The 19,519-nt window shown below is 65.3% G+C and carries 18 protein-coding genes and 2 pseudogenes; 12 read left to right on the forward strand and 8 right to left on the reverse strand.

The genetic code is table 11. From position 1 onward, the window contains the following. Positions 1–60: 60 nt before the first annotated feature. On the reverse strand, positions 61–1,887 hold the full coding sequence (locus tag CFB40_RS36240) for a thiamine pyrophosphate-requiring protein (RefSeq protein WP_089434118.1): 1,827 nt from the start codon (positions 1,885–1,887) through the stop codon (positions 61–63). Between the two features lie 164 nt (positions 1,888–2,051). Here CFB40_RS36240 and copM point away from each other — a divergent pair, with 164 nt between their 5' ends. The 3 genes and pseudogenes from copM to CFB40_RS36255 form a co-directional block, all read left to right on the forward strand. Beyond that, positions 2,052–2,435, forward strand: a complete 384-nt coding sequence (gene copM / locus CFB40_RS36245) for a CopM family metallochaperone (protein WP_089434119.1) — start codon at positions 2,052–2,054, stop codon at positions 2,433–2,435. A 237-nt stretch (positions 2,436–2,672) separates the two neighbouring features. After that, complete coding sequence (locus CFB40_RS36250) at positions 2,673–3,152, forward strand: BON domain-containing protein (protein ID WP_089434120.1); 480 nt, start codon at positions 2,673–2,675, stop codon at positions 3,150–3,152. Between the two features lie 5 nt (positions 3,153–3,157). Next, positions 3,158–3,370 (forward strand): annotated as a pseudogene (locus CFB40_RS36255) (TolC family protein); the annotation flags it as partial. A gap of 54 nt (positions 3,371–3,424) precedes the next feature. On the opposite strand, the gene CFB40_RS36260 reads toward CFB40_RS36255, so the two are convergent. From CFB40_RS36260 to CFB40_RS36270, 3 genes are all read right to left on the reverse strand, one after another. Beyond that, positions 3,425–3,979 carry a phasin family protein gene (locus tag CFB40_RS36260; protein WP_089434121.1) on the reverse strand — a complete coding sequence of 185 codons (555 nt, stop codon included), beginning with the start codon at positions 3,977–3,979 and terminating at the stop codon, positions 3,425–3,427. An 82-nt stretch (positions 3,980–4,061) separates the two neighbouring features. Next, complete coding sequence (locus CFB40_RS36265; protein ID WP_089429313.1) at positions 4,062–4,259, reverse strand: hypothetical protein; 198 nt, start codon at positions 4,257–4,259, stop codon at positions 4,062–4,064. 100 nt (positions 4,260–4,359) lie between these two features. Then, positions 4,360–4,749, reverse strand: a complete 390-nt coding sequence (locus CFB40_RS36270; protein ID WP_089429314.1) for a hypothetical protein — start codon at positions 4,747–4,749, stop codon at positions 4,360–4,362. Between the two features lie 142 nt (positions 4,750–4,891). On the opposite strand from CFB40_RS36270, the gene CFB40_RS39360 reads away from it, so the two are divergent. The 6 genes and pseudogenes from CFB40_RS39360 (at position 4,892) to CFB40_RS36295 (ending at position 12,214) form a co-directional block, all read left to right on the forward strand. After that, positions 4,892–5,026: a hypothetical protein gene (locus tag CFB40_RS39360; protein ID WP_256976985.1), complete on the forward strand. Its 135-nt coding sequence runs from the start codon at positions 4,892–4,894 to the stop codon at positions 5,024–5,026. A gap of 24 nt (positions 5,027–5,050) precedes the next feature. Then, positions 5,051–5,743, forward strand: a complete 693-nt coding sequence (locus CFB40_RS36275) for a chemotaxis protein CheB (RefSeq protein WP_089434122.1) — start codon at positions 5,051–5,053, stop codon at positions 5,741–5,743. Between the two features lie 223 nt (positions 5,744–5,966). Beyond that, positions 5,967–10,052, forward strand: a pseudogene (locus CFB40_RS36280) (CheR family methyltransferase). 15 nt (positions 10,053–10,067) lie between these two features. Then, positions 10,068–10,646 (forward strand): hypothetical protein, encoded by a 579-nt coding sequence (locus tag CFB40_RS36285; RefSeq protein ID WP_089429317.1) that lies wholly within the window; start codon positions 10,068–10,070, stop codon positions 10,644–10,646. A gap of 50 nt (positions 10,647–10,696) precedes the next feature. Further along, complete coding sequence (locus tag CFB40_RS36290) at positions 10,697–11,293, forward strand: helix-turn-helix domain-containing protein (protein ID WP_089429318.1); 597 nt, start codon at positions 10,697–10,699, stop codon at positions 11,291–11,293. A 345-nt stretch (positions 11,294–11,638) separates the two neighbouring features. Beyond that, positions 11,639–12,214, forward strand: coding sequence for a YbhB/YbcL family Raf kinase inhibitor-like protein (locus tag CFB40_RS36295; RefSeq protein ID WP_089434123.1), 576 nt, complete (start codon positions 11,639–11,641; stop codon positions 12,212–12,214). A gap of 117 nt (positions 12,215–12,331) precedes the next feature. Here the strand turns inward: CFB40_RS36295 and CFB40_RS36300 are convergent, their stop codons facing one another. Next, positions 12,332–13,255 carry a hypothetical protein gene (locus CFB40_RS36300; protein WP_143329953.1) on the reverse strand — a complete coding sequence of 308 codons (924 nt, stop codon included), beginning with the start codon at positions 13,253–13,255 and terminating at the stop codon, positions 12,332–12,334. 112 nt (positions 13,256–13,367) lie between these two features. On the opposite strand from CFB40_RS36300, the gene CFB40_RS36305 reads away from it, so the two are divergent. The 3 genes from CFB40_RS36305 to CFB40_RS36315 all read left to right on the forward strand — a co-directional run bounded on the left by CFB40_RS36305 (position 13,368) and on the right by CFB40_RS36315 (position 15,512). Further along, a complete protein-coding gene (locus CFB40_RS36305; RefSeq protein ID WP_143329954.1) occupies positions 13,368–13,739 on the forward strand; it encodes a hypothetical protein in 372 nt (123 codons plus the stop codon). A gap of 86 nt (positions 13,740–13,825) precedes the next feature. After that, complete coding sequence (locus CFB40_RS36310) at positions 13,826–14,686, forward strand: hypothetical protein (protein WP_089434279.1); 861 nt, start codon at positions 13,826–13,828, stop codon at positions 14,684–14,686. Between the two features lie 223 nt (positions 14,687–14,909). Next, a complete protein-coding gene (locus CFB40_RS36315) occupies positions 14,910–15,512 on the forward strand; it encodes a TetR/AcrR family transcriptional regulator (RefSeq protein ID WP_089434126.1) in 603 nt (200 codons plus the stop codon). A gap of 140 nt (positions 15,513–15,652) precedes the next feature. On the opposite strand, the gene CFB40_RS36320 is transcribed toward CFB40_RS36315, so the two are convergent. From CFB40_RS36320 to CFB40_RS36330, 3 genes are all read right to left on the reverse strand, one after another. Further along, on the reverse strand, positions 15,653–17,668 hold the full coding sequence (locus tag CFB40_RS36320; RefSeq protein WP_089429323.1) for a glycoside hydrolase family 3 protein: 2,016 nt from the start codon (positions 17,666–17,668) through the stop codon (positions 15,653–15,655). A gap of 132 nt (positions 17,669–17,800) precedes the next feature. Beyond that, a complete protein-coding gene (locus tag CFB40_RS36325; RefSeq protein WP_089434127.1) occupies positions 17,801–18,730 on the reverse strand; it encodes a LysR substrate-binding domain-containing protein in 930 nt (309 codons plus the stop codon). A gap of 49 nt (positions 18,731–18,779) precedes the next feature. Then, a complete protein-coding gene (locus CFB40_RS36330) occupies positions 18,780–19,505 on the reverse strand; it encodes an amino acid ABC transporter ATP-binding protein (protein ID WP_089434128.1) in 726 nt (241 codons plus the stop codon). Between the last annotated feature and the right edge of the window lie 14 nt (positions 19,506–19,519).

Here is a 19,519-nt window from a genome sequence, read left to right on the forward strand (position 1 = left end):
ACGACGTCGACATCGGCCAGCGCGCCGCGCCGCCCCGCGTCGGCCCGTCACGCTTGCTCCCTACGATTCGCCTTTGCCGCGCTTGCCGCCCGCTGCGCCGTTGCCCGGCAGCACGGCGGACAGCACCTGCCGCGCGGTCTCGACGATCACGCTGCCCTCGCGCGGATCGCCTTTCACGAGCGTCTCGGCGAAATGCTTCGCCTGCTGCAGCGTCACGTGCGGCGGCAGCGGCGGCACCTCGGGGTCGCTCTTCACTTCGAGCACGACCGGGCGATCGGCTGCCAGCGCCTCGTCCCAGGCGGCGCCGAGCTGTTCAGGATCGTCGACGTAGATGCCCTTCAGGCCGAGCAGCGTCGCGAAGCGGTAGTACGGCACGTTCGGAATCTGCTGCGACGCGACGAACTTCGGGTCGCCTTCCATCACGCGCTGCTCCCACGTAACCTGGTTCAGGTCCTCGTTGTTCAGCACCATGCAGATCCAGCGCGGATCGGGCCACTGCCGCCAGTATTTCGCGACCGTGATCAGCTCGGCCATGTTGTTCATCTGCATCGCGCCGTCGCCGACCATCGCGATCACCGGGCGCACCGGATACGCGAACTTCGCGGCGATCGCGTAGGGCACCGCGGCGCCCATCGACGCGAGCCCGCCCGACAGCGACGCCATCATCCCGCGCCGCATCATCAGGTCGCGCGCATACCAGTTTGCGCAGGAGCCCGAATCGCTCGTCAGGATCACGTCGTCGGGCAGGCGCGGTGACAGCTCGGTGAACGCGCGCTGCGGATTCACGCCGCGCCCGGCGGTGGCCTTCGCGGCCGCACGCGCGGCGAGCGTGTCGTGCCATGCCGTGTTCCAGGTCGCGATCCGGTCGCGCCAGCCGGTGTCGCGGCGCGCCTCGAGCAACGGCAGCAACGCGCGCAGCGTCTCGGCGCTGTCGCCGACGAGATTGACTTCCATCGGGTAGCGCAGGCTCAGCATGTCCGCCTTCAGGTCGATCTGCACGCCGCGCGCCTGGCCTTCCTTCGGCAGGAATTCCGAATACGGGAAGCCGGAGCCGACGACGAGCAGCGTGTCGCATTCGTTCATCAGCTCGTCACTCGGCTTCGTGCCGAGCAGCCCGATCGAGCCGGTGACCCACGGCAGGTCGTCCGGCAGCGCGGCCTTGCCGAGCAGCGCCTTCGCGGCGCCCGCGCCGAGCCGGTCGGCCACCGCGATCACCTCGTCGGTCGCGCGCAGCGCCCCCGCGCCGACCAGCAGCGCGACCTTCCTGCCCGCATTCAGCACGTCGGCCGCACGCTGCAGATCGTCGGCATACGGCACGACCTTCGGCGCCGTGTAGCCGATGCCCGAATGCACGGTGCCGTGCGCGCGCTTCGGCGCTGCGTAGTCGAGTTCCTGCAGGTCGTTCGGCAGCACGAGCGCCGTGACGGTGCGCGCGCCGAGCGCGGTGCGCACCGCGCGGTCGACCAGGTGGCGCACCTGGCCCGGCACCGTCGCGAGCTGCACGAACGCGCCCGCGACGTCCTTGAACAGCGCGGTGAGATCGACTTCCTGCTGATAGTGGCCGCCGCGCGCCGCGCGCGCCTGCTGGCCGACGATCGCGAGCACGGGCATGTGGTCGAGCCGGGCGTCGTACAGCCCCGTCACGAGATGCGACGCGCCGGGGCCGGACGTCGCGACGCACACGCCGAGCTCGCCTGTAAATTTTGCATGCGCGGACGCCATGAAGGCCGCCATCTCCTCGTGGCGCGCCTGGATGAATTCGATCTTGCCGTCGGCACGGCTCAGCGCGCCGAAAAAGCCGTTGATGCCGTCGCCCGGGTAGCCGTAGATGCGGCGCACGCCCCAGTCGTACAGCCGCTCGACGATGAAATCCGCCACTGTCGCCATGCCGTTTCTCCCTGGTTCGGTAAGAGCCAATGGGAGGCCGTCGCGCAAGGCGCATGCCGCGCATCCGGGCTGGTACGGGCGTTGCACTCGGCAGGAGGCGGCACGCGTGCGAACGGGGGAAGGCCGCACGCGAACCGTTCAATCCTTTATCGAGGACCTGTCACATGCCTGCATTCATCCGCACGACCCTGCATCGAAGCGCCATCTGGATGGTGCTGACCGCCTGCGCATTTGCACTGCCCGCCGCCGGACAGTTGCGCCCCGCCGATCCCGTCAGCGTGCCCGATTCGCCCACGCAGGCGTACCGGCGTGCCGACAGCAAGATGATGGACGCGACGGAAGCCGCGCACTACACGGGCGACGCCGACCGCGATTTCGTCGCGCACATGGCGCCGCATCACCAGGGGGCGATCGACATGGCGCAGGTCGAGCTGAAGTACGGGAAAGATCCGACGCTGCGGCAGCTCGCGAGCCGGATCGTCGCCGCGCAGCGCGACGAGATCGCATTGATGGAGCGCTGGCAGAAGGAGCACGGCAAGACGCCGTGAGCCGAGGCCGGGCGCGTTTTCGGTCGTCGTGCCCGAAGCCACCGACCCGCTCCAACCGCCCGAATCGTGATGGAAGGACGGGCACGCGGTGCGGGCCTCGATGATTTTTCAAACGGTTGTCGTTTCGGTAGCCAGGTCGCATGGCGGCCGCGTGTCCGCGATCTTCGCCCGGGGAACGGAGCGTGCTGCACATGACGACGAAGCCCGGTCGTTCCGGGTATTGCCTACGGTGCTTCCATGAACTCCAGAATCCCTTCGAACCCGTTGTTGAATCTTGCGGTGGCCGTTGCCTGCGGCGCGGCCGCCATGTACTTCCTCGATCCGGCGTCGGGCCGGCGGCGGCGCGCGCAGATCCGTGACACGGCGATCGCACGCCGACGCGAAGTGGCGGACTATGCGAGCACGCAGGCAAAGCGGGCGGCCGACCAGGCGCGCGGCGCGATCGCCGGCCTGCGAGCGGACTGGCTCGCGGGTGATGCGAGCGACGTGCAGGTCGCCGAGCGCGTGCGTTCGGCGCTGGGCCGGCTCGTCGCTCGCCCGCGCGACGTCGAGGTGCGGGTCGAGCGCGGGCGCGTGTGCCTCACCGGCCAGATCGAGGAATCCGAACGGCAGGCGGTCGTCGACGGCGTGGCCGCGCTGCATGGCGTGCACGGCGTGGAGGACGCGCTGGGCACGCGCAGCGAGTACAAGGCGCCGACCGACGGCCATTCGAGCTGACGCACGCCGCCGCGGCCGCGCTCGACGACGCGGTGAAGGCCGAACAGCGCGCGCTCGACCTGGCGCGCGACCGCTATCGCAACGGGTTGTCGCCGTTTCTCGACGTGCTCGACGCCGAGCGGCGATGGTCACGGGGCCGGCAACAGGCCAAACAGGGCGCGCTGCAGACGACGACCGATCTCGTCGCGTTGTACAAGGCGCTGGGCGGCGGATGGCGCGCGCCGTCGATTCGATCCGCCTGCGGCAACCGGTCCCGCCGCCCGCATCGGCCGCTATCGTTTGGCGGCCTGCTGTTCCTGATCGACCGCCCGTTTGGCCTGCTTCGACGCGGCCAGCGCGGCGACGTCGAAATTGCGGCGTGCGACTTCGACGGCTTGCTGCCCGGTGCTGCCGAGGGTCTGGTACAGCGTGTTTGCGGCGACGACCGCGGAGTTCCAGGCCGCGACGGTGGCCTCGGAGCCGGACGGCGCGAACTTCGCCGCATCATCGACGAACGCCTGGATCCGGTGCACGTATTGGTCGCTGCCGGCCTGGGCGACCTTGATCACGTCGGCGTGGCCGGACGACATGATATCGAGCCACTCGCGATGGTAGGACTGGAGCTTCTCGGCCAGCGGCTCGGTGAACGCGCGCGGGACGGCTGTCCAGTCCTGCGGCTTGTCGATCGCGCTTTCCGCGGCCACCCACGCGTCCTTCAGGGCCGACCGTGTAAATCGTGCATTGAGTTCGGCCAGTTTCCCGACTTCATCGAGTAACGCACCGGCCAGACCGAATGCGAAGTCGAAATGGGCGCGTTGCGCGCTCGAAACCAGCTCCCGGGTATTCATGATCTACGCTCTCCTGAATGGAAATGGCCGCCGCGGTTCGATCGCCTCGTCGGCATGTGTCGCTGCACCGTCAGGGTGCCTGTCAATAGGTTTGCGTAACGATGCGAAGCAGCGTTTCGCCGTTGTGCGTCATGCGCAGGCGATGCGCGCCGGAAGCGAGGGTCTCGAATTCCACGAGCTGCTGCGTGCGCAGCGTATCGAATTCCTCGCTGCTCATGTCGATCTGGTCGGGCGATGCCTTGACCAGCATGAGCGCCGCAATTTCGTGAGGGCTCAGCATGTTTGTCTCCTGGATTGCCTGGCAGGCAATCTTTACCGTTTCGTTATGAATGAGGTGAGACGGTATTGCTTGGCGGACGCGGCTTGCGCGTCGAAAGCAATCAGTCTCGTTCAGTGCGTGCGACGTGGCGGGTGATATCCCTGACCAGCGTCAGCTTCGGATGCGGGCGAACGGTGGCGACCGAATTCGCTGCCTCGCGCAACCGTTCCTTGCTGCGTCCCTGCACGACTGCCGAATTCGGCACCACGTCCATGTGAAACAGCGTGACAGTCAATTGCAAGGATGAGTCGCCGAGCATCACCATGACGTCGTCGGCCAGCAGCGAATCCGGTCCGACGATATCGACGGTCATCGATTCGACGCCCGAACGCTGGTCGACATGCATGCTCCAGCGGCATACACGTACGCCGCTTCGCCACAGGCATCGCCATACCGTGATGACTTGCAGCTTGCCCGCGACGGCGCGAAATGAAAGTCTCTGGACGACCATTCCTTCACCTGTGAAGTAATGAACCTGGGTGGGAAACGACGGTAACCAAGCTTAAGTCAGGGACGATCGGAAAGTACATCGGGGAAAGATGTCCGTATATCGATCATTACGGACAGACCGATGAACCGTGGAGATGAGCGGAATGTGGTCTGACACCACCGGCGCGGGCAGTGCGGTACGAGAATTGCGCGCCCGATTCTTCCGGGCCGACCGGGCGCTCGGTGAATACGTTTTCAAAGAAGTGAAGAATGTGCGTGCGATGCGGGTCTACACTTGAAGCAGCGGGAATATCGGAGGCACATTGACTCATCGGGACTTCATCGCAATCGGTACGTCGTCGGGCGGCGTCGATACGCTTCGCACCCTCGTTTCGCGCCTTCCGCGCGACTTGCAGGCGACGATCGCGATCGTCCTGCACGTCGGCGCGCATGACAGTTTCCTGCCGTCGCTGCTGAGTTCGGCGGGCCCGCTTCATGCAGTGCACGCCAAGGATGGTGAGACCTACGTGCCAGGCATGATCTACGTGGCGCCGCCGGATCGCCATCTGATCGTCGAAGGCGCGGTGCTGCGCCTCATGCGCGGCGCCAAGCAGAACTTCGCGAGACCGGCGATCGATCCGCTGTTTCGCAGCGTCGCGATCGAAATGGGGCCGCGCGCCATCGGCGTGATCCTGACCGGCCTGCTGGATGACGGCGCCGCCGGCCTCGATGCGATCCAGTCGTGCGGGGGCACCACGATCGTCCAGGATCCCGACGAAGCGTTTGCGTCCGACATGCCGCTGCATGCCGTGCCTTATGCGGATTTCGTGGTGTCGCTCCCCGGGCTGGCACGCCGGCTGATCGAACTGACGACGAGCCCGCTGGGCGACTCGACGAACAACGAGATCGCCAGCAGGCAACGTGCCGTCGAGCAGGTCGCCGGCGAGCAGCGCACGTGGATTGCCGAGTGCGCGGCGTTCGGCCCGCTGAGCCGCATGACGGGCCCGCCACGCTGATCCGGACGGAATGCGGCGATACCCATTCGCGTCTGACGAATTCGCGCCCGTCGCGCGGTCGATGCCGGGCCCGGCACCGCAGGTTCGCCGACGCGGCAAAGTTCTTGCAGTCAATGCTGGTGGAGGGATAATAGCGATCCACGCGTATCTTGGCGCAAGCGGGTCATGCGCCTGCCCGCCGTTGGTCGCGCACATCATTATTCTTTCAACTGGACACGCAGCGATGTCGAAAAGACGGGGGCAGGCTCTCCCGAGCCAGGCCAATCATCCTGTAGTCGGAATCGGCGCGTCGGCAGGCGGGTTGAGCGCCCTCCTGGAGTTCTTCGAAGCCCTGCCGGCACGCACGTCGATGGCGTTCGTCGTGGTCATGCACCTGGCGCCGGATCATGAAAGCAATCTGGCCAGCTTGCTGCAGAAGGCCACCGGCATGCACGTCATGGAAGTCACGAGCCCCACGCCGATCGAGCCCGACCACGTCTACCTGATCGCGCCCTCCCTCGAACTGACGATGGTCGACGACTATCTGCGCGTCGCCCCCCATCGGCCGGAAGAGAGTGGCCGCCGGGCGGCCATCGATCTCTTTTTCCGGACCCTCGCCGAAGCCCACCGCGAACGCGCGATCGGCATCGTGCTGTCCGGCGCAGGCTCGGACGGCTCCGTCGGGCTGTCGAGGGTCAAGGAGATGGGCGGTATCACGTTCGCCCAGGAGCCGGCGGAAGCGGAATACGACAGCATGCCGCGCAGCGCCATCGCGACCGGCATGGTCGACTTCGTGACCACCGCCGCGGAGATGCCGCAACGGCTGATGGACCTGTGGGTGACCGCGAAGGAAATCCACCTGCCCGTCACCGAGAACGAGGAGCGCCAGGAAGAGCTGGTCAACGAGGCCGCCGAGCGCGCGTTGCGCGAGATCATGATCATCCTGCGCACGCGCACCGCGCACGATTTCCGGCATTACAAGCGGGCGACCGTGCTGCGGCGGATCGAGCGCCGCCTGCAGGTCAACGGCATCACCGATCTCCAGGCCTACCGCGACTTTCTCCATCTGCATCCGGAGGAAACCCAGGCGCTCCTGCAGGACATGCTGATCAGCGTCACGAATTTCTTCCGCGACAAGGAGGCGTTCGACGTACTCGATCGCGACGTCCTGCCCCGTTTCTTCGAAGGGCGCGGCGAGCAGGATCGCATTCGCGTGTGGTCGGTCGGCTGCGCCACCGGCGAAGAGGCTTATTCGCTCGCCATGCTCCTGTAGGAGCGGTCGCTGAAATCGGCCGAAGGCGTGTCGTTCCAGGTCTTCGCGACCGACATCGACGAACGGGCCATCTCCTTTGCGCGCACCGGCTTGTACCCCGATTCGATTCTCGCCGACGTGACGCCGAGCCGCGTGCGCCAGTTCTTCGCGAAGGACGCCGCGCACTACCGCGTCAAGAAGGAACTGCGCGAGCACATGCTGTTCGCGCATCACAACGTGCTGAGCGACCCGCCGTTCTCGCGGCTCGACCTGATCTGTTGCCGCAATCTGCTGATCTATCTGGATCGGGAAGCGCAGATCGAAATACTGAAGATGTTCCATTTCGCGCTGCGACCGGGCGGCGTGCTGTTTCTCGGCAGCTCCGAGTCGGCCGACAGCGTGAGTTCCATGTTCTCGGTCGTCGACAAGCGCAACCGCATCTACCGCGCGAACATGGCGGTGCGCGGCGACACCCCGGTGCCGGTCGCCATTTCCGGCATGATGAGCACCCGGCCGGTCGTGACGACCATCCAGCCGCCGGGCCGCCGCCGCTTCTCGTTCGGCGACCTGCACCAGCGGCTGGTCGAGCAGCATGCGCCGCCGAGCGTGCTCGTCAGCCGCGATTCCGAAATCGTGCACCTGTCCGACCGGGCCGGGCGCTTCCTGCGCTATTCGGGCGGCGAACCGTCGCACAACATCATTGCCGTGGTGCGGCCCGAACTGCGTCTCGAGCTGCGCACGGCGATCTATCAGGCGCTGCACACGAATCGCAGCGTCGAGGCACGGCGGGTGAGGGTCGAGCGCGACGCGCGTTCGTATTTCGTCAACATGACCGCGCGGCCCGTGCACGACCCGGAGGCCAACGCGGATTTCGTGCTGGTGCTTTTCGATGAAGTCGAAGACAGCATGAGCAGTGCCGAAACCGCGACGGCCGACGTGCAGAAGGATCCGATCATCAGCCAGCTCGAGCGCGAGCTGCAGCGCACGAAGGAGCAGCTTCAGTCGACCATCGAGCAATCGGAAACGTCGACGGAAGAGTTGAAGGCGTCCAACGAGGAGTTGCAGGCCATCAACGAGGAACTGCGTTCGGCGACGGAAGAGCTCGAGACCAGCAAGGAAGAACTGCAGTCGATCAACGAGGAGCTGACCACCGTCAACGCGGAGCTCAAGTCGAAGGTCGAGGAAACCGGCAAGATCAACGACGACCTGCAGAACCTGATCGCGGCGAACGACATCGGCACGATCTTCGTCGACCGCAATATCTGCATCAAGCGCTACACCCCGCGGGCGACGGACGTCTTCAGCATCATTCCGTCGGATATCGGCCGGTCGTTGCTGGACATCACGCACCGGCTCGAATACGACAAGCTCTCCGACGACGCGGCCGAGGCGTTCGATTCGCTGCGCCTGATCGAGCGCGAACTGCGGAGCAACGACGGACGCTGGTATCTCGCGCGCTTCGTGCCTTACCGCACGACCGAAGACCGCATCGACGGCGCGGTGCTGTCCTTCATCGACGTCACCGACCGCCGGCGGGCGGAAGACCGGCTGCGCGAAGGCGAGCGACTGATGCGCATCGTGGCGGAAGGCACCAAGGACTACGCGATCATCACGTTCGACGACGACGGCATCGTGACCAGCTGGAATGCCGGCGCGGAGCGGATCTTCGGGTATACCGAGGCTGAAATGATCGGGCAGTCCGCCGACCTCCTGTCGACCGACGAGGATCGCGCCAACCAGGTGGCCCAGCGCGAATTCGGCGAGGCCCGGCTGAACGGGCGGACCGAAGAGGAGCGCTGGCATCTGCGCAAGGACGGCACCCGTTTCTTCGCGAGCGGCGTGCTGTCGCGCCTGGACGAGCCCGGCATCAGCGGGTATGCGAAGATCGCGCGCGATCTCGGGGAATTCGCGCCGGCGGTCAAGGCCGGCCACCCCGCGCAGGTCGGGCCGCTGCGCGAAGCCGGTGAACAGGATGCGGTGCGGCGCCGCGACGAGTTCCTGGCCGTGGTGTCGCATGAACTCAAGAATCCGCTCAACCTCATTTCGGCGAGCGCGGAACTGATCGCGCGCGCGCCGGAATCGCGGCAGAACCTGAACATCTCGCGTGCCGCCGATACGATCCGGCGCACCGTCATCGGCCAGGCGCAGATCATCGACGATCTGCTCGACATTTCGCGCGTGCGAACCGGCAAGCTGTCGGTCGTGCGCACGCCCGTCGACATGCGCGAGATCGTGAAGCGCGTCACGCATGCCGTTCAGGACGAAGCGAGCCAGCGCGGCCTCACCCTCAACGTCGCGATTCCCGCCGCGCCCGTGATCATTCATGCCGACCTCACGCGCATCGAGCAGATCGTCTGGAACCTGATCAGCAACGCGCTGAAGTTCACCAGCCGCGGGTCGGTGGACGTGTCGCTGCAGGTCGACGAACATGCCGAGGCCGTGCTGCGCGTGGCCGATACCGGGAACGGCATCGAGGCCGCGCTGCTGCCTCACATCTTCGACATGTTCCGGCAAAGCCGGGAATCGTCGGTGCGCCGCCCCGGTCTCGGCATCGGCCTTGCGCTGGTCAAGGAACTGGTGAACCTGCACGGCGGCATCGTGCAGGCGGAATCGAAGGGCGCCGGCCTCGGTGCGGCGTTCACGGTGACGCTGCCGACCCACCGCGTGCTCGCCGATGCGCGTTCGGCCAGCAGAAGCCCGGTCGAGTCGTTGCAGGGCCTGCAGGTGCTGATGGTCGACGACGATGCGGATACGGTCGAGACGTTCAAGCTCCTGCTGGAAGGCGAGGGCGCCGTCGTGCGGACGGCAACGAGCGGCGAGGCGGCGTTGTCGACGCTCGACGGTCATGTGCCGGACGTCGTGCTGTCCGACATCGGCATGCCGGGCATGGGCGGGCTGGCCTTCGTCGAAAAGCTGCGTGAAGTGCCGGCGCTGAAATCGGTGCTCTGTATCGCGCTCAGCGGCTACGCACAGGACGCCGACGTGAAGCAGGCGGAGCAGGCCGGCTTCGATGCCCACCTGAAAAAGCCCGTGTCGCTTGACGACCTGATGTCGATCTTCACGCGGCTGCGCAGTTGACACGCGAAACGAGACATGGAGGACGGGATCGATAACCGCAACGGAAATGCAAAGGCGCAGTTCGACGAAGCGGACCGGCGGCTCGGGGTGGCCGAGGCGCGCATCCGGTCGCTGTTCGCCAACCCGCTCGCGAACGAGGCCGTCAGGCAATCCGCGCTGGAAGACTATCGCGAGGCGCGTCTGCTCTGGCTGAGCGCCGATGCCGTCCTGCGCAGTACATCGGTCATCGACAAACCGCCGCGGCAAGTGGGCCGGCGCATCGTGATTCTTCGCGGCAACGCGCATGTCGGGGAATCGGTTGCGCTGTTGTTGCGGCTGCGCGGATTCAGCACCACCGTGGTGCCGGCGCACCGTGCCGAAGAAGCGATTGCGCACGGCCCGGCCTCGGCGGTCGTCGTCGACGTCGAGCGTGACCCCGACGACGCTTGCATGTTGGCCGTCAACACCGTCAATTCGCATCCGCGCACGCGGATCGTCGCCATGGTTCCGCCGACGCTGGAGCGTTACGCGTGGCGCGGGTTCGATGCCGTTCTCGTGAAACCGGTGTCGATCGACGTGATCGCGCACGCCATCATGGGCGATAGCGGGGCCTAGTAACGGAGGCGGTGCGTCCGCCGGCAACCTGGCATGCATCGGGGGGACGCTTGAGCCGTACCTTTCTTTACATCAACAGCTCGACCGAGAGCCCGTTCCCCGAGCAGGAACTGATTGCGTTCGACAAGGCCGGCCACACGGTCGTGCTCAACCGCGTCGCCATCGACCGTGTCCCGCCGTATGTCGCCGCCGCCGAGCGGCCGGAGCTGGCGGGCATCCTGAGGCGCGCCGTCCCGGGCGATTCGCTGGTGGTACTGGAGATTGCCGCGCTTGGCTGCAGCGCGCGCGATGCGCTGTCGACCCTGATGCAATGCCGCAGCAAAAAGATCGTCGTCCAATGCGTCGAAGTCGGCAACGTCGATCTCGCGGGCCGCCCCGAACCGCAGGCGATCAAGATGCTCCGGGCGGTGATCCGGCTGGAGACCGCGGCCCGGAGCCAGCGCGGCAAAGCGGGCGTGCAATTCGCACAAGACCGCGGGCGGCACGTCGGCCGGCCCACCTCGCTTGCGCGGCACGATCGAGAACGCGTGATGCGCGCACTCGACAAGGGGCTGTCGGTCAGTGAAGTCGCGCGCAGGTTCGGAACGTCCCGTCAGACCATCATGCGGATCCGGGCATCGTTTGCACTCGCCGCCGAAGAGGGTTGATCGATTTCGCGTAGTGTCGCGTGAAGCGAGCATTCAGAAATCCTGAATGGCCGTGTGCTCGACATCATCCGGGAGCGCGATGAGAGAAGGTCCGGCATACGGTCGCGGATTGTTCTGTTTCACGCAACATGCTTATGTTGTCTGCCGACCTACTGCCGAATTCACGATGAACCTAGGATGTGTCGCGCAGGCTGTCGCACAGGCAATCGGGTGAGCACGTCCTTGGTGCGACTCGTGTTTGAAGCGGAGCCTGGAATCCGCGTCGACGATCGTTGCATGCACGGCATATTGCGTGTCAATCCGGTCGTGCGAAACATCACATCGAACTTCTCTCAGGATCCCGCCATGAGACTGGGTATTTTTCTGCGATCGAGTATCTGCTCCACGGTACTTTTCGCAGCCGTGCCCGCAGTTGCGTTTGCTGATCCGCTGACTGTCACGGTTGACGATCTCGATCATGACGGTCAGTTCACGAATGCTCAGGTGTACAACGGATTTGGATGCCGTGGCGACAATGTCTCGCCTCGCATCGCGTGGGCACACGTTCCGCCTGGCACCAGAAGCATCGTCGTCACGCTGTACGATCCGGATGCCCCGACCGGGGGGCTCGGCTGGACGCATTGGGTAGTCGTCAACATCCCGCCTTCGGAAACGTCGATTCGGAAAGGGGCATCGGGCGATGTGCGGCTCATGCCGGTGGGCGCGCTCGAGACGCTGACGGATTTTGGCGAATCCAGGTACGGTGGGCCATGCCCGCCGCAAGGCGAGTCTCATCGATATATCGTGACGGTGTCCGCATTGTCCATTCCGCGTGTCGACGTGAAACCGACGTCGAGTCCGGCGGTCGTTGCCTATCAGATGCATGGAAACATCCTTGGACAGGCGCGATATATCGCGACTTACCACCGAGCATCGAATTGACCGTGAGCGGCGGTTCGCACGCGGCCCGAAACTCGCTGCTTCAGCCGCCTTTGCAGTGCCAGGCAGGCGCCGGCATGCACGGCTCGTGCGAATGCCCTGACGCCCGCGCACGCCTGCTCACGCGTCGGCGCCCTTGCACTTCATGCTCGCGATACGTTGGTCCGGCCGGGTGCGGTAGAACACGAAGTTCGTCGCCCCCGGGCCCTGATTGCCGCCCTCTTCATCGACGTAGGTTTCCGCAAACACCGGCACGGCGGCGTTGGCGATGGTGACCCGGAAGAACACGTTGCTTTGTGTGTTCGGCGCGGTGGTGCCGTAGTCGAGTGCGCATCGGCCGGCGATGCGCTTGACCGTGGCGCGGCGGCCGAGCTGGCGCAGCAGGATGTCCTGCGTGTCGTCGCTCGGGTAGAACTTGCGCAGCGCGATCGACAGGACGGTGGTCGCGTTGCCGTTGAGGACGACGCCGACGTGGCCTTCGTTGTCCGTTTTGACGCCGGCTTCCTCGCCGACCTTGCCGTCCGGCACATCCACGTCGCCGAAGCCTGTGAGCAGCGTGCTGCCGCTACGGTAGTGCGTGGTCTCGGAGGAATGGCTGTCCGGATTGCCGAGCGGCTTCGCGTCGCTCCAGTGCACACCGGGCAGGTTGTCGAACGCCGGCCAGGTTGCCGGCTTCGCCGCGCCGAATACGCCCAGCAGCGTTTGCAGCGGCGATGCAGGGGTCGTTTCCGGCACATGGACGGCCGGCAACGACACCGCGGATGCGGGGTCCGCCGTCGGGTTGGCGGGCGGCATGGCGCGCTTGCACGCGCTTAGGCCGATCAGCAGGACGCCGGCGGATAGCGCACACCACTTCAAGGTACGGCGCACACGTGTTTGCCTGTCGCCGGCATTACGGTCGTGTATTAACCGCCGAATAGCCCTTTTATGAAACGTGTTCATTTCCCAAATATTAGGATCGGAAAATATATCGAGAAGTAGAAACACGGCGATCGTTGTGCGTGCGCCGATTGCCTCGGCTTTACTGATCGCAATTCTAGTCAAAGTAGATCGACTAGTATACATTCATCATATCGTTCTTCTCGCGTCGTCAGGCTGTGGACCGGATGCGAAGCGATGCAGGGGCGCCGAGTGTGGCTTGGGCAGGAATTTCACGATGACACGGACAGCCAGTATCGATGAGATCGCCCGTAGCCTGAACGGGTTGGAGCCACCCTGGCTGCCCGCCTGTGACATGCGGGCCTATGCAGCAAAGGTGGATTCGGAATGCGGATATAGCTCGGAAATGATGGTCGCCCTCGAGATCAATACGCGAATGTTCGAGGAAGTCGTTGCGTACGTGCATTTGTGCGGCGCGTTCGCATCGCTGCATCCATCGACTGCGCGGCAGTACGAATGCGTGCGCAACGACTCGGCCCAAATCGACGATGTGCTCGCACACCATGCGACCGGCGCATGTCCTACGTACACGGGGTTGCTGGCGTCGTTCGTCGATCGGGGCATCGTCGTGCGACGTGCGCCAGGTTGAGATTCCGCCCCAGTAACGGCTTCATGCCGCTTTCCTTTCGACTGCGACGCATCGCATTCGCAGTCGCGATCAGGACCCAGCTCAAGATGACCACGCCTTCCGGACGCCCTGCCGTGCAGACAAGAACCATCAAGAAGGCCACTGTTTTGTTCGCCTGGGTCAACCGGGCGACCGCCGACCGGTCGCGTCGATGCGCGTCGGCTGTTGGCGCGACGGCCGGGCTATGGCTCGTCGCCAGCGTGTTGTCGGGGTGTGCGCCGCTATCGGCGTCCGCGCCGTCCGATCCTCAACAACAGGCTGTCGCAGAGCAGCGGAGTGCGAATGCGTTGTATAGCCAGAAGGTATTGGCATACAAGCCGATGTTCGAGAATCCGGGCGGCTACGGTCGAGCGCAGATACTGGATGCGTACGAGGCAGTCCTCCAGCAGTACTCCGCCGCTGCGATCGTGTATGCCCGCATCATCTATCCCGACGCTCGACAGACGCTTCCACCTTCGCTGCAGCCATTGCCGGCCCCGTCGGGGCCGGTCGCGCTGGCGGTCGTCAATCGCGACTACGAACATGTGCTCGGCATGAGCGCTACGTTGTGGGAGATGGATATGGCGGCGAACTTTGGCCGGCCGTCGAAATTGCCGATACCGAAATACAACGGCCCGGTGCTGATCATGCCGCCTTTGCCGCCGTTTCCACCGCTGCAGGATGTTCGCGATCCGAAGTTCGCGCGGCTCGTGACGATGACGAAGAAAGTGGACGACGCGCAGAAGGCGGATCTGGCACGAGAGCACGCCGCGATCGAGCAACAGTATGCGGAGCAGGCTGCGTGGCGGGCTCGACACCCCATGGGGCAGTATGACCACATCGATCCGAGGACCGGACTGCCGTATGCGCCCCCGCCACAGGAGACGCAGCGCTGGTGCATGATGGGCGGCGGCCGGGTGCCTTGCTGAAACCGCTGCGCGCAACGGTCATTGCGGCATCCGTTTCCGACGGGGGCCGTCTGCTTCAATACCCGTACTTGTGTCGGCCTGCGTGACGCTGTTCGCTGGCGGCGTATCGGTTGCGCGTCCTGGTCAACCGGTATCCGGCAGCGGGCACACATGCCCGACAGGCTGAAAGGAGCGGTGCGGGCGGCGGTGCTAAGATGCCGCCCTGTAGTCAGGAGATGCATGAATGCGCGCGAGCAAACGCCAGCAGGTGGTCGACAAGGCAGGTGAGCTGTTTTCCCTGCATGGCTTTCATCCGGTCGGCATCGACCGGATCATCGCCGAAGCGGACGTTGCCCGCATGACGCTCTACCATCACTTCGCTGGCAAGGACGATCTGATCAAGGCCGTGCTGGAACAGCGCTACACCTTCATCATGGAGAGCATCGCCGCGAAGCTCGACCCCATGCCGCACGCTGCTGCGCGCCTGAAGGGGATTTTCGACTGGTACGGCACCTGGTTCAGCAGCCCGGCGTTCGCGGGCTGCCTGTTCGAGCGTGCGCTGGCCGAGTTCGGCGCGACCTGCCCCAAGGTGACCGACGTGGCGGTGCGCTATCGGGACGACTTGCTGGCCCTCATGGAGCAACTGCTCGCCGAGATCGTTCCGCGTCGCCGGGCACGTCAGCTGGCAGGCGTGTACGTGATGTTACTGAGCGGGGCGACCGCGGATGCGCGTGCGATCGGGGATTCGCAGGCTGCCGCAAGGGCCTGGCAGGCGGCGGAGATGTTGCTGAACGAGTCCAGGGTCGCAGCGGAAAGCACGCGTAAAGCCCGTAGCCGTCGTGCTTGATCGTTGCTGAACCCGGTCTTTCGCCTCGGTGCAACGTCGGCCGTCGCGCACGCTCGCGTCGCCGCCAGCGAGCGGCAACGCGAGAATCGGCGGCCCTGGCCGACGCCGGCCCTGATCACCAAGCCGGCGTCGACAACGCATCAATACGAGAGGCCGTATCCGAACGGATACAACGGATGCGCGGTATCGTGCGGCACGTCTTCCCGCTGCGCCTCGACCTCCGCCATCGACGACGGCAGCTCGAACGGCAGCTTCCCTTGCGGTTGACCTTTGCCGGTCAGCACGTCGAACAGCGCGGCATCGGTCACGCCGAAATTGGCGAGGATCGCGGTGGCCTTGTCCTGCACGTTGGTCAGGATCGCCGGGCGATCCATGTACACCGAGACGATCGACTTCGGTGCGAGCGCGGCCTGCTTGATGGCTTCGTAGTCCGCACTGCCGTCGACGAACGCGAGGCTGCCTTCATGCTGCATCGAGCCGAACATGTAGTTCGGGTGCAGCGTCTGGTACGGCGTGCTCACGCGGAGAATCGCAACGTCCGCCGCTTGCGGCGTAGCGACGACCTGATAGCCATATTGCCGTGCGACGGCGGGATCGATGCCGTACAGCCAGACTTTCTTGCCGGACGCCGCCATCGGCAGCAGCTTGCCGTTGTTCTGCAGCAGCACCATCGAGCGGCGCTGCGCATCGAGTGCCTGGGCCTGGAAGTCGGCATTTCCGACGATCTTGCCGGCCGCGTCCGCATCGACATACGGATGGTCGAACAGGCCCTGCTGGAATTTCTGCAGCAGGACGCGATAGGCCGACTCCGACAAGCGGTCTTCCGACAACTGCCCGCGGTTGACGGCGTCGATGAGGTCGCTCGGATCGTCGTCGCCGCCGAACTGGTCGATGCCGGCGTTGACCGCACGCGTGAAACGCTGCACGCGGGTCGCGCCCTCCATCCCCCAGGGCATGCCCAGCCCGACGAACGACGGGGACCCTGACGACACGCCGTTGATGCAGTTCGCGTCGCAGTCGTCGGCGATCAGCCAGTCGGACAGGATCACGCCCTTGAAGCCGTATTTCCCGCGCAGCAGGTCGGTCAGCAACGCCTTGTCGTAAGCGCCGCCGACGGGCTCCAGCGTGATGCCGTCGACCGTCACCGTCATGTCCGGTTCGGAATAGGTCGGCATGACCGAGCCGACGTTGGCGGCGAACGCGCCTTCGAACGGCTTCAGGTGATAGGCGAAATTGTTGCCCGGATAGGTCGCATAGCGGCCGTAGTAGTTGTGGCTGTCGAAGCCGAGTTTCTGCGCGCCGTATCCGGCCCAGTGCTTGACGACGGCGATGACGCTCTTGGCCTGGATGCCGTCGCTGCCGCCCTGGAAGCCTTCGATATAGGCCTGGACCTGCGCGCGGGCGAGATCGGCGTCCTCGCCGAACGTGCCGTTGATGCGGGCCCAGCGCGGCTCGGTCGCGAGATCGGCCTGCGGCGAAAGCGCTTCGGTGATGCCGACGGCGCGATACTCCTGGCGCGCGATATCACCGAAGTTTCGCGTGAGTGCCGCGTCGCCGATCGCGGCGAAGCCGAGCGTTTCCGGCCACTGCGAGAAACCGCTGCTGCCTGCGCTTGCGCCGAGCGTGTACTGGAAATGATTGCGCGGGTCGGAGCTGATCGTCACCGGGATGCCGAGCCGGGACTGCTCGGCCAGCGTCTGGATCTGGTTGGCCTGGACGGCCATGGTGTGCGCATCGGCACTCATGCGCGTGATGTAGGTGTTGACGCCCCGCTGATTGATGAGCGTCTTGAGCGCGGCCAGGTCGTAAGCGGAGCCGGTGCCCGCACCGGTCGTGTCGTTCAGCACCGGCGCGGTGCCGTGCATCATCAGGCCGGCTTTCTCGGCCAGCGTGAGGCGGCCGACCAGATCGCGTGCCCGCACTTCTGCGCTCAGCCGCCAGTCTTCGTAGGGTTCGAGCTGGCCGCTCTTGTCCATGTCCTTGAACTTGAGGCCGTCCTTGGTGATCAGGTTCAGCGTCGTGTAGCCGAAGTCCTGCTGCGTGACCGGCGGGGAAGAGGAGTCGACGCCGCCGCAGGCAAACAGCCCCAGGGTGAGCGCGGTGCCCGACGCGGCCCATGCCGATCGGTGAATGGCTGATCTCGTGATGCGTTGCATGCTTGTCTCCTGAATCGGATTTTTTTGGCGCGGCCGTGATGCATGACGCATGGCCGCCGGCCACTTTACCGAGCTGTTTCAGGGGACGTTTTGCCGCCGGGTGCAGTTTTTGCCCCGCTGGGGCGCGATGTGTCAGGCGATGTGGGGCGTCGAGGTTTCAGGGCTGGCAGGCGCGCCACCCGACGACGCGCCCTTGCGCTCGTCCGCGATCCAGCCGCCGAACAGCTGGATCTTCTGCTGCTGTTCGGCACCGTCCGGATACACGAAGTAGTAGCCCATCCCCGTCGGCAACGAGATGTCGAACGGCATCACCAGCCGGTGCGCCGCCACGCTTTCGTCCGCGAGCGTCCGGTCGCCGATCGCGACGCCGTAGCCGTCGATCGCCGCGTGCGTCGCGAGATCCAGCGTTTCGAAGCTCAAGCCGCGCGTCGAGTCGACGTGCGGCGCGCCCGCATGGTCGAGCCACCGCTTCCAGTCCCGATGATCGCGGGTCGGATGCAGCAACGTGTGACCGGCCAGGTCGTCGACGCTTGCGAGCGGCTGCCGTGCCGGCAGGTTCGGGGCGCAGACCGGCGTGAGCCGTTCGTCGAACAGCGGGATCGCATGCATGTCCGGGCCGGCGCCGGCCGCGTAGATCACCGCCGCGTCGAACGGCTCCATGCGGAAGTCGACCTGATGATCCCAGGTGGTCGTGATCTGCACCTGCAGTTCGGGATGCTCGGCCTGGAACCGCATGATGCGCGGCAGCATCCACTGCATCATGCAGGTCGGCACCTTCAGTGCAAGTTCGGTTCGCCTGCGCGACAGGCGCATCGACACCTCCTCGATGCGCGCGAAGCTTTCGCGCACGGTCGGCAACAGGAGTTCGCCTTCGGCCGTCAGCGTCAGCCCCTTGGGCGTGCGCTTGAACAGCGCGAACTGATAGAAGCTCTCGAGCGCGAGGATTTGCCGGCTCACGGCCCCCTGGGTCAGGCACAGGTGCTCGGCGGCGCGCGTGAAGCTGCCGTGACGGGCAACGATGTCGAAGACCTGCAGCGCGTTGAGGGAGGGAAGTCGTTTCATCGGGAGAGTCGGGGTGGAACGGGCGCGCGACGGCGCGCCACGGTATCGCTCAGTGCAGGATCTTCGCGAGGAAGTCCTTCGCGCGCTCCGATTTCGGATTCGAGAAGAAATCGTCCTTGCGGTCATCCTCGACGATCGCGCCCTTGTCCATGAAAATCACGCGATGGGCGACCTTCTTCGCGAAGCCCATCTCGTGCGTGACGACCATCATCGTCATCCCTTCCTGCGCGAGCTCGACCATCACGTCGAGCACTTCGTTGATCATCTCGGGGTCGAGCGCGGACGTCGGCTCGTCGAACAGCATCGCGACCGGGTCCATCGACAGCGCGCGTGCAATCGCGACACGCTGCTGCTGGCCGCCCGACAGCTGGCCCGGGAACTTGTGCGCATGCGCCTTCAGGCCGACGCGCTCGAGCAGCTTCATGCCCTTCTCGTTCGCCTCGTCCTTGCCGCGGCCGAGCACCTTGACCTGCGCGAGCGTCAGGTTCTCGGTGATCGACAGGTGCGGGAACAGCTCGAAATGCTGGAACACCATCCCGACCTTCGAGCGCAGCTTCGACAGGTTCGTCTTCCTGTCGCCGACCGACTGGCCGTTCACGAGGATCTCGCCCTGCTGGAACGGCTCGAGGCCGTTCACGGTCTTGATCAGCGTGGATTTGCCCGAGCCCGACGGGCCGCACACGACGACCACTTCGCCTTTCCTGACCTCGGTCGTGCAGTCGGTGAGAACCTGAAACGGGCCGTACCACTTCGAAACGTTGCTGATGGAAATCATGGAAGTTCCTGGAT

This window comes from Burkholderia sp. AU31652, assembly GCF_002223155.1.
In the GTDB taxonomy this organism is placed as follows: Bacteria; Pseudomonadota; Gammaproteobacteria; order Burkholderiales; family Burkholderiaceae; genus Burkholderia.

Excerpts from the sequence above, each read along its gene's own strand:
- CFB40_RS36240 (WP_089434118.1), bottom strand. The coding sequence starts at position 1,887 with ATGGCGACAGTGGCGGATTTCATCGTCGAGCGGCTGTACGACTGGGGC.
- CFB40_RS39360 (WP_256976985.1), top strand. The coding sequence starts at position 4,892 with ATGTGGTCTGACACCACCGGCGCGGGCAGTGCGGTACGAGAATTGCGC.
- CFB40_RS36320 (WP_089429323.1), bottom strand. The coding sequence starts at position 17,668 with ATGCAACGCATCACGAGATCAGCCATTCACCGATCGGCATGGGCCGCG.
- CFB40_RS36295 (WP_089434123.1), top strand. The coding sequence starts at position 11,639 with ATGAGACTGGGTATTTTTCTGCGATCGAGTATCTGCTCCACGGTACTT.
- copM (WP_089434119.1), top strand. The coding sequence starts at position 2,052 with ATGCCTGCATTCATCCGCACGACCCTGCATCGAAGCGCCATCTGGATG.
- CFB40_RS36265 (WP_089429313.1), bottom strand. The coding sequence starts at position 4,259 with ATGCTGAGCCCTCACGAAATTGCGGCGCTCATGCTGGTCAAGGCATCG.
- CFB40_RS36250 (WP_089434120.1), top strand. The coding sequence starts at position 2,673 with ATGAACTCCAGAATCCCTTCGAACCCGTTGTTGAATCTTGCGGTGGCC.
- CFB40_RS36260 (WP_089434121.1), bottom strand. The coding sequence starts at position 3,979 with ATGAATACCCGGGAGCTGGTTTCGAGCGCGCAACGCGCCCATTTCGAC.
- CFB40_RS36270 (WP_089429314.1), bottom strand. The coding sequence starts at position 4,749 with ATGGTCGTCCAGAGACTTTCATTTCGCGCCGTCGCGGGCAAGCTGCAA.
- CFB40_RS36315 (WP_089434126.1), top strand. The coding sequence starts at position 14,910 with ATGCGCGCGAGCAAACGCCAGCAGGTGGTCGACAAGGCAGGTGAGCTG.
- CFB40_RS36285 (WP_089429317.1), top strand. The coding sequence starts at position 10,068 with ATGGAGGACGGGATCGATAACCGCAACGGAAATGCAAAGGCGCAGTTC.
- CFB40_RS36330 (WP_089434128.1), bottom strand. The coding sequence starts at position 19,505 with ATGATTTCCATCAGCAACGTTTCGAAGTGGTACGGCCCGTTTCAGGTT.
- CFB40_RS36310 (WP_089434279.1), top strand. The coding sequence starts at position 13,826 with ATGACCACGCCTTCCGGACGCCCTGCCGTGCAGACAAGAACCATCAAG.
- CFB40_RS36325 (WP_089434127.1), bottom strand. The coding sequence starts at position 18,730 with ATGAAACGACTTCCCTCCCTCAACGCGCTGCAGGTCTTCGACATCGTT.
- CFB40_RS36305 (WP_143329954.1), top strand. The coding sequence starts at position 13,368 with ATGACACGGACAGCCAGTATCGATGAGATCGCCCGTAGCCTGAACGGG.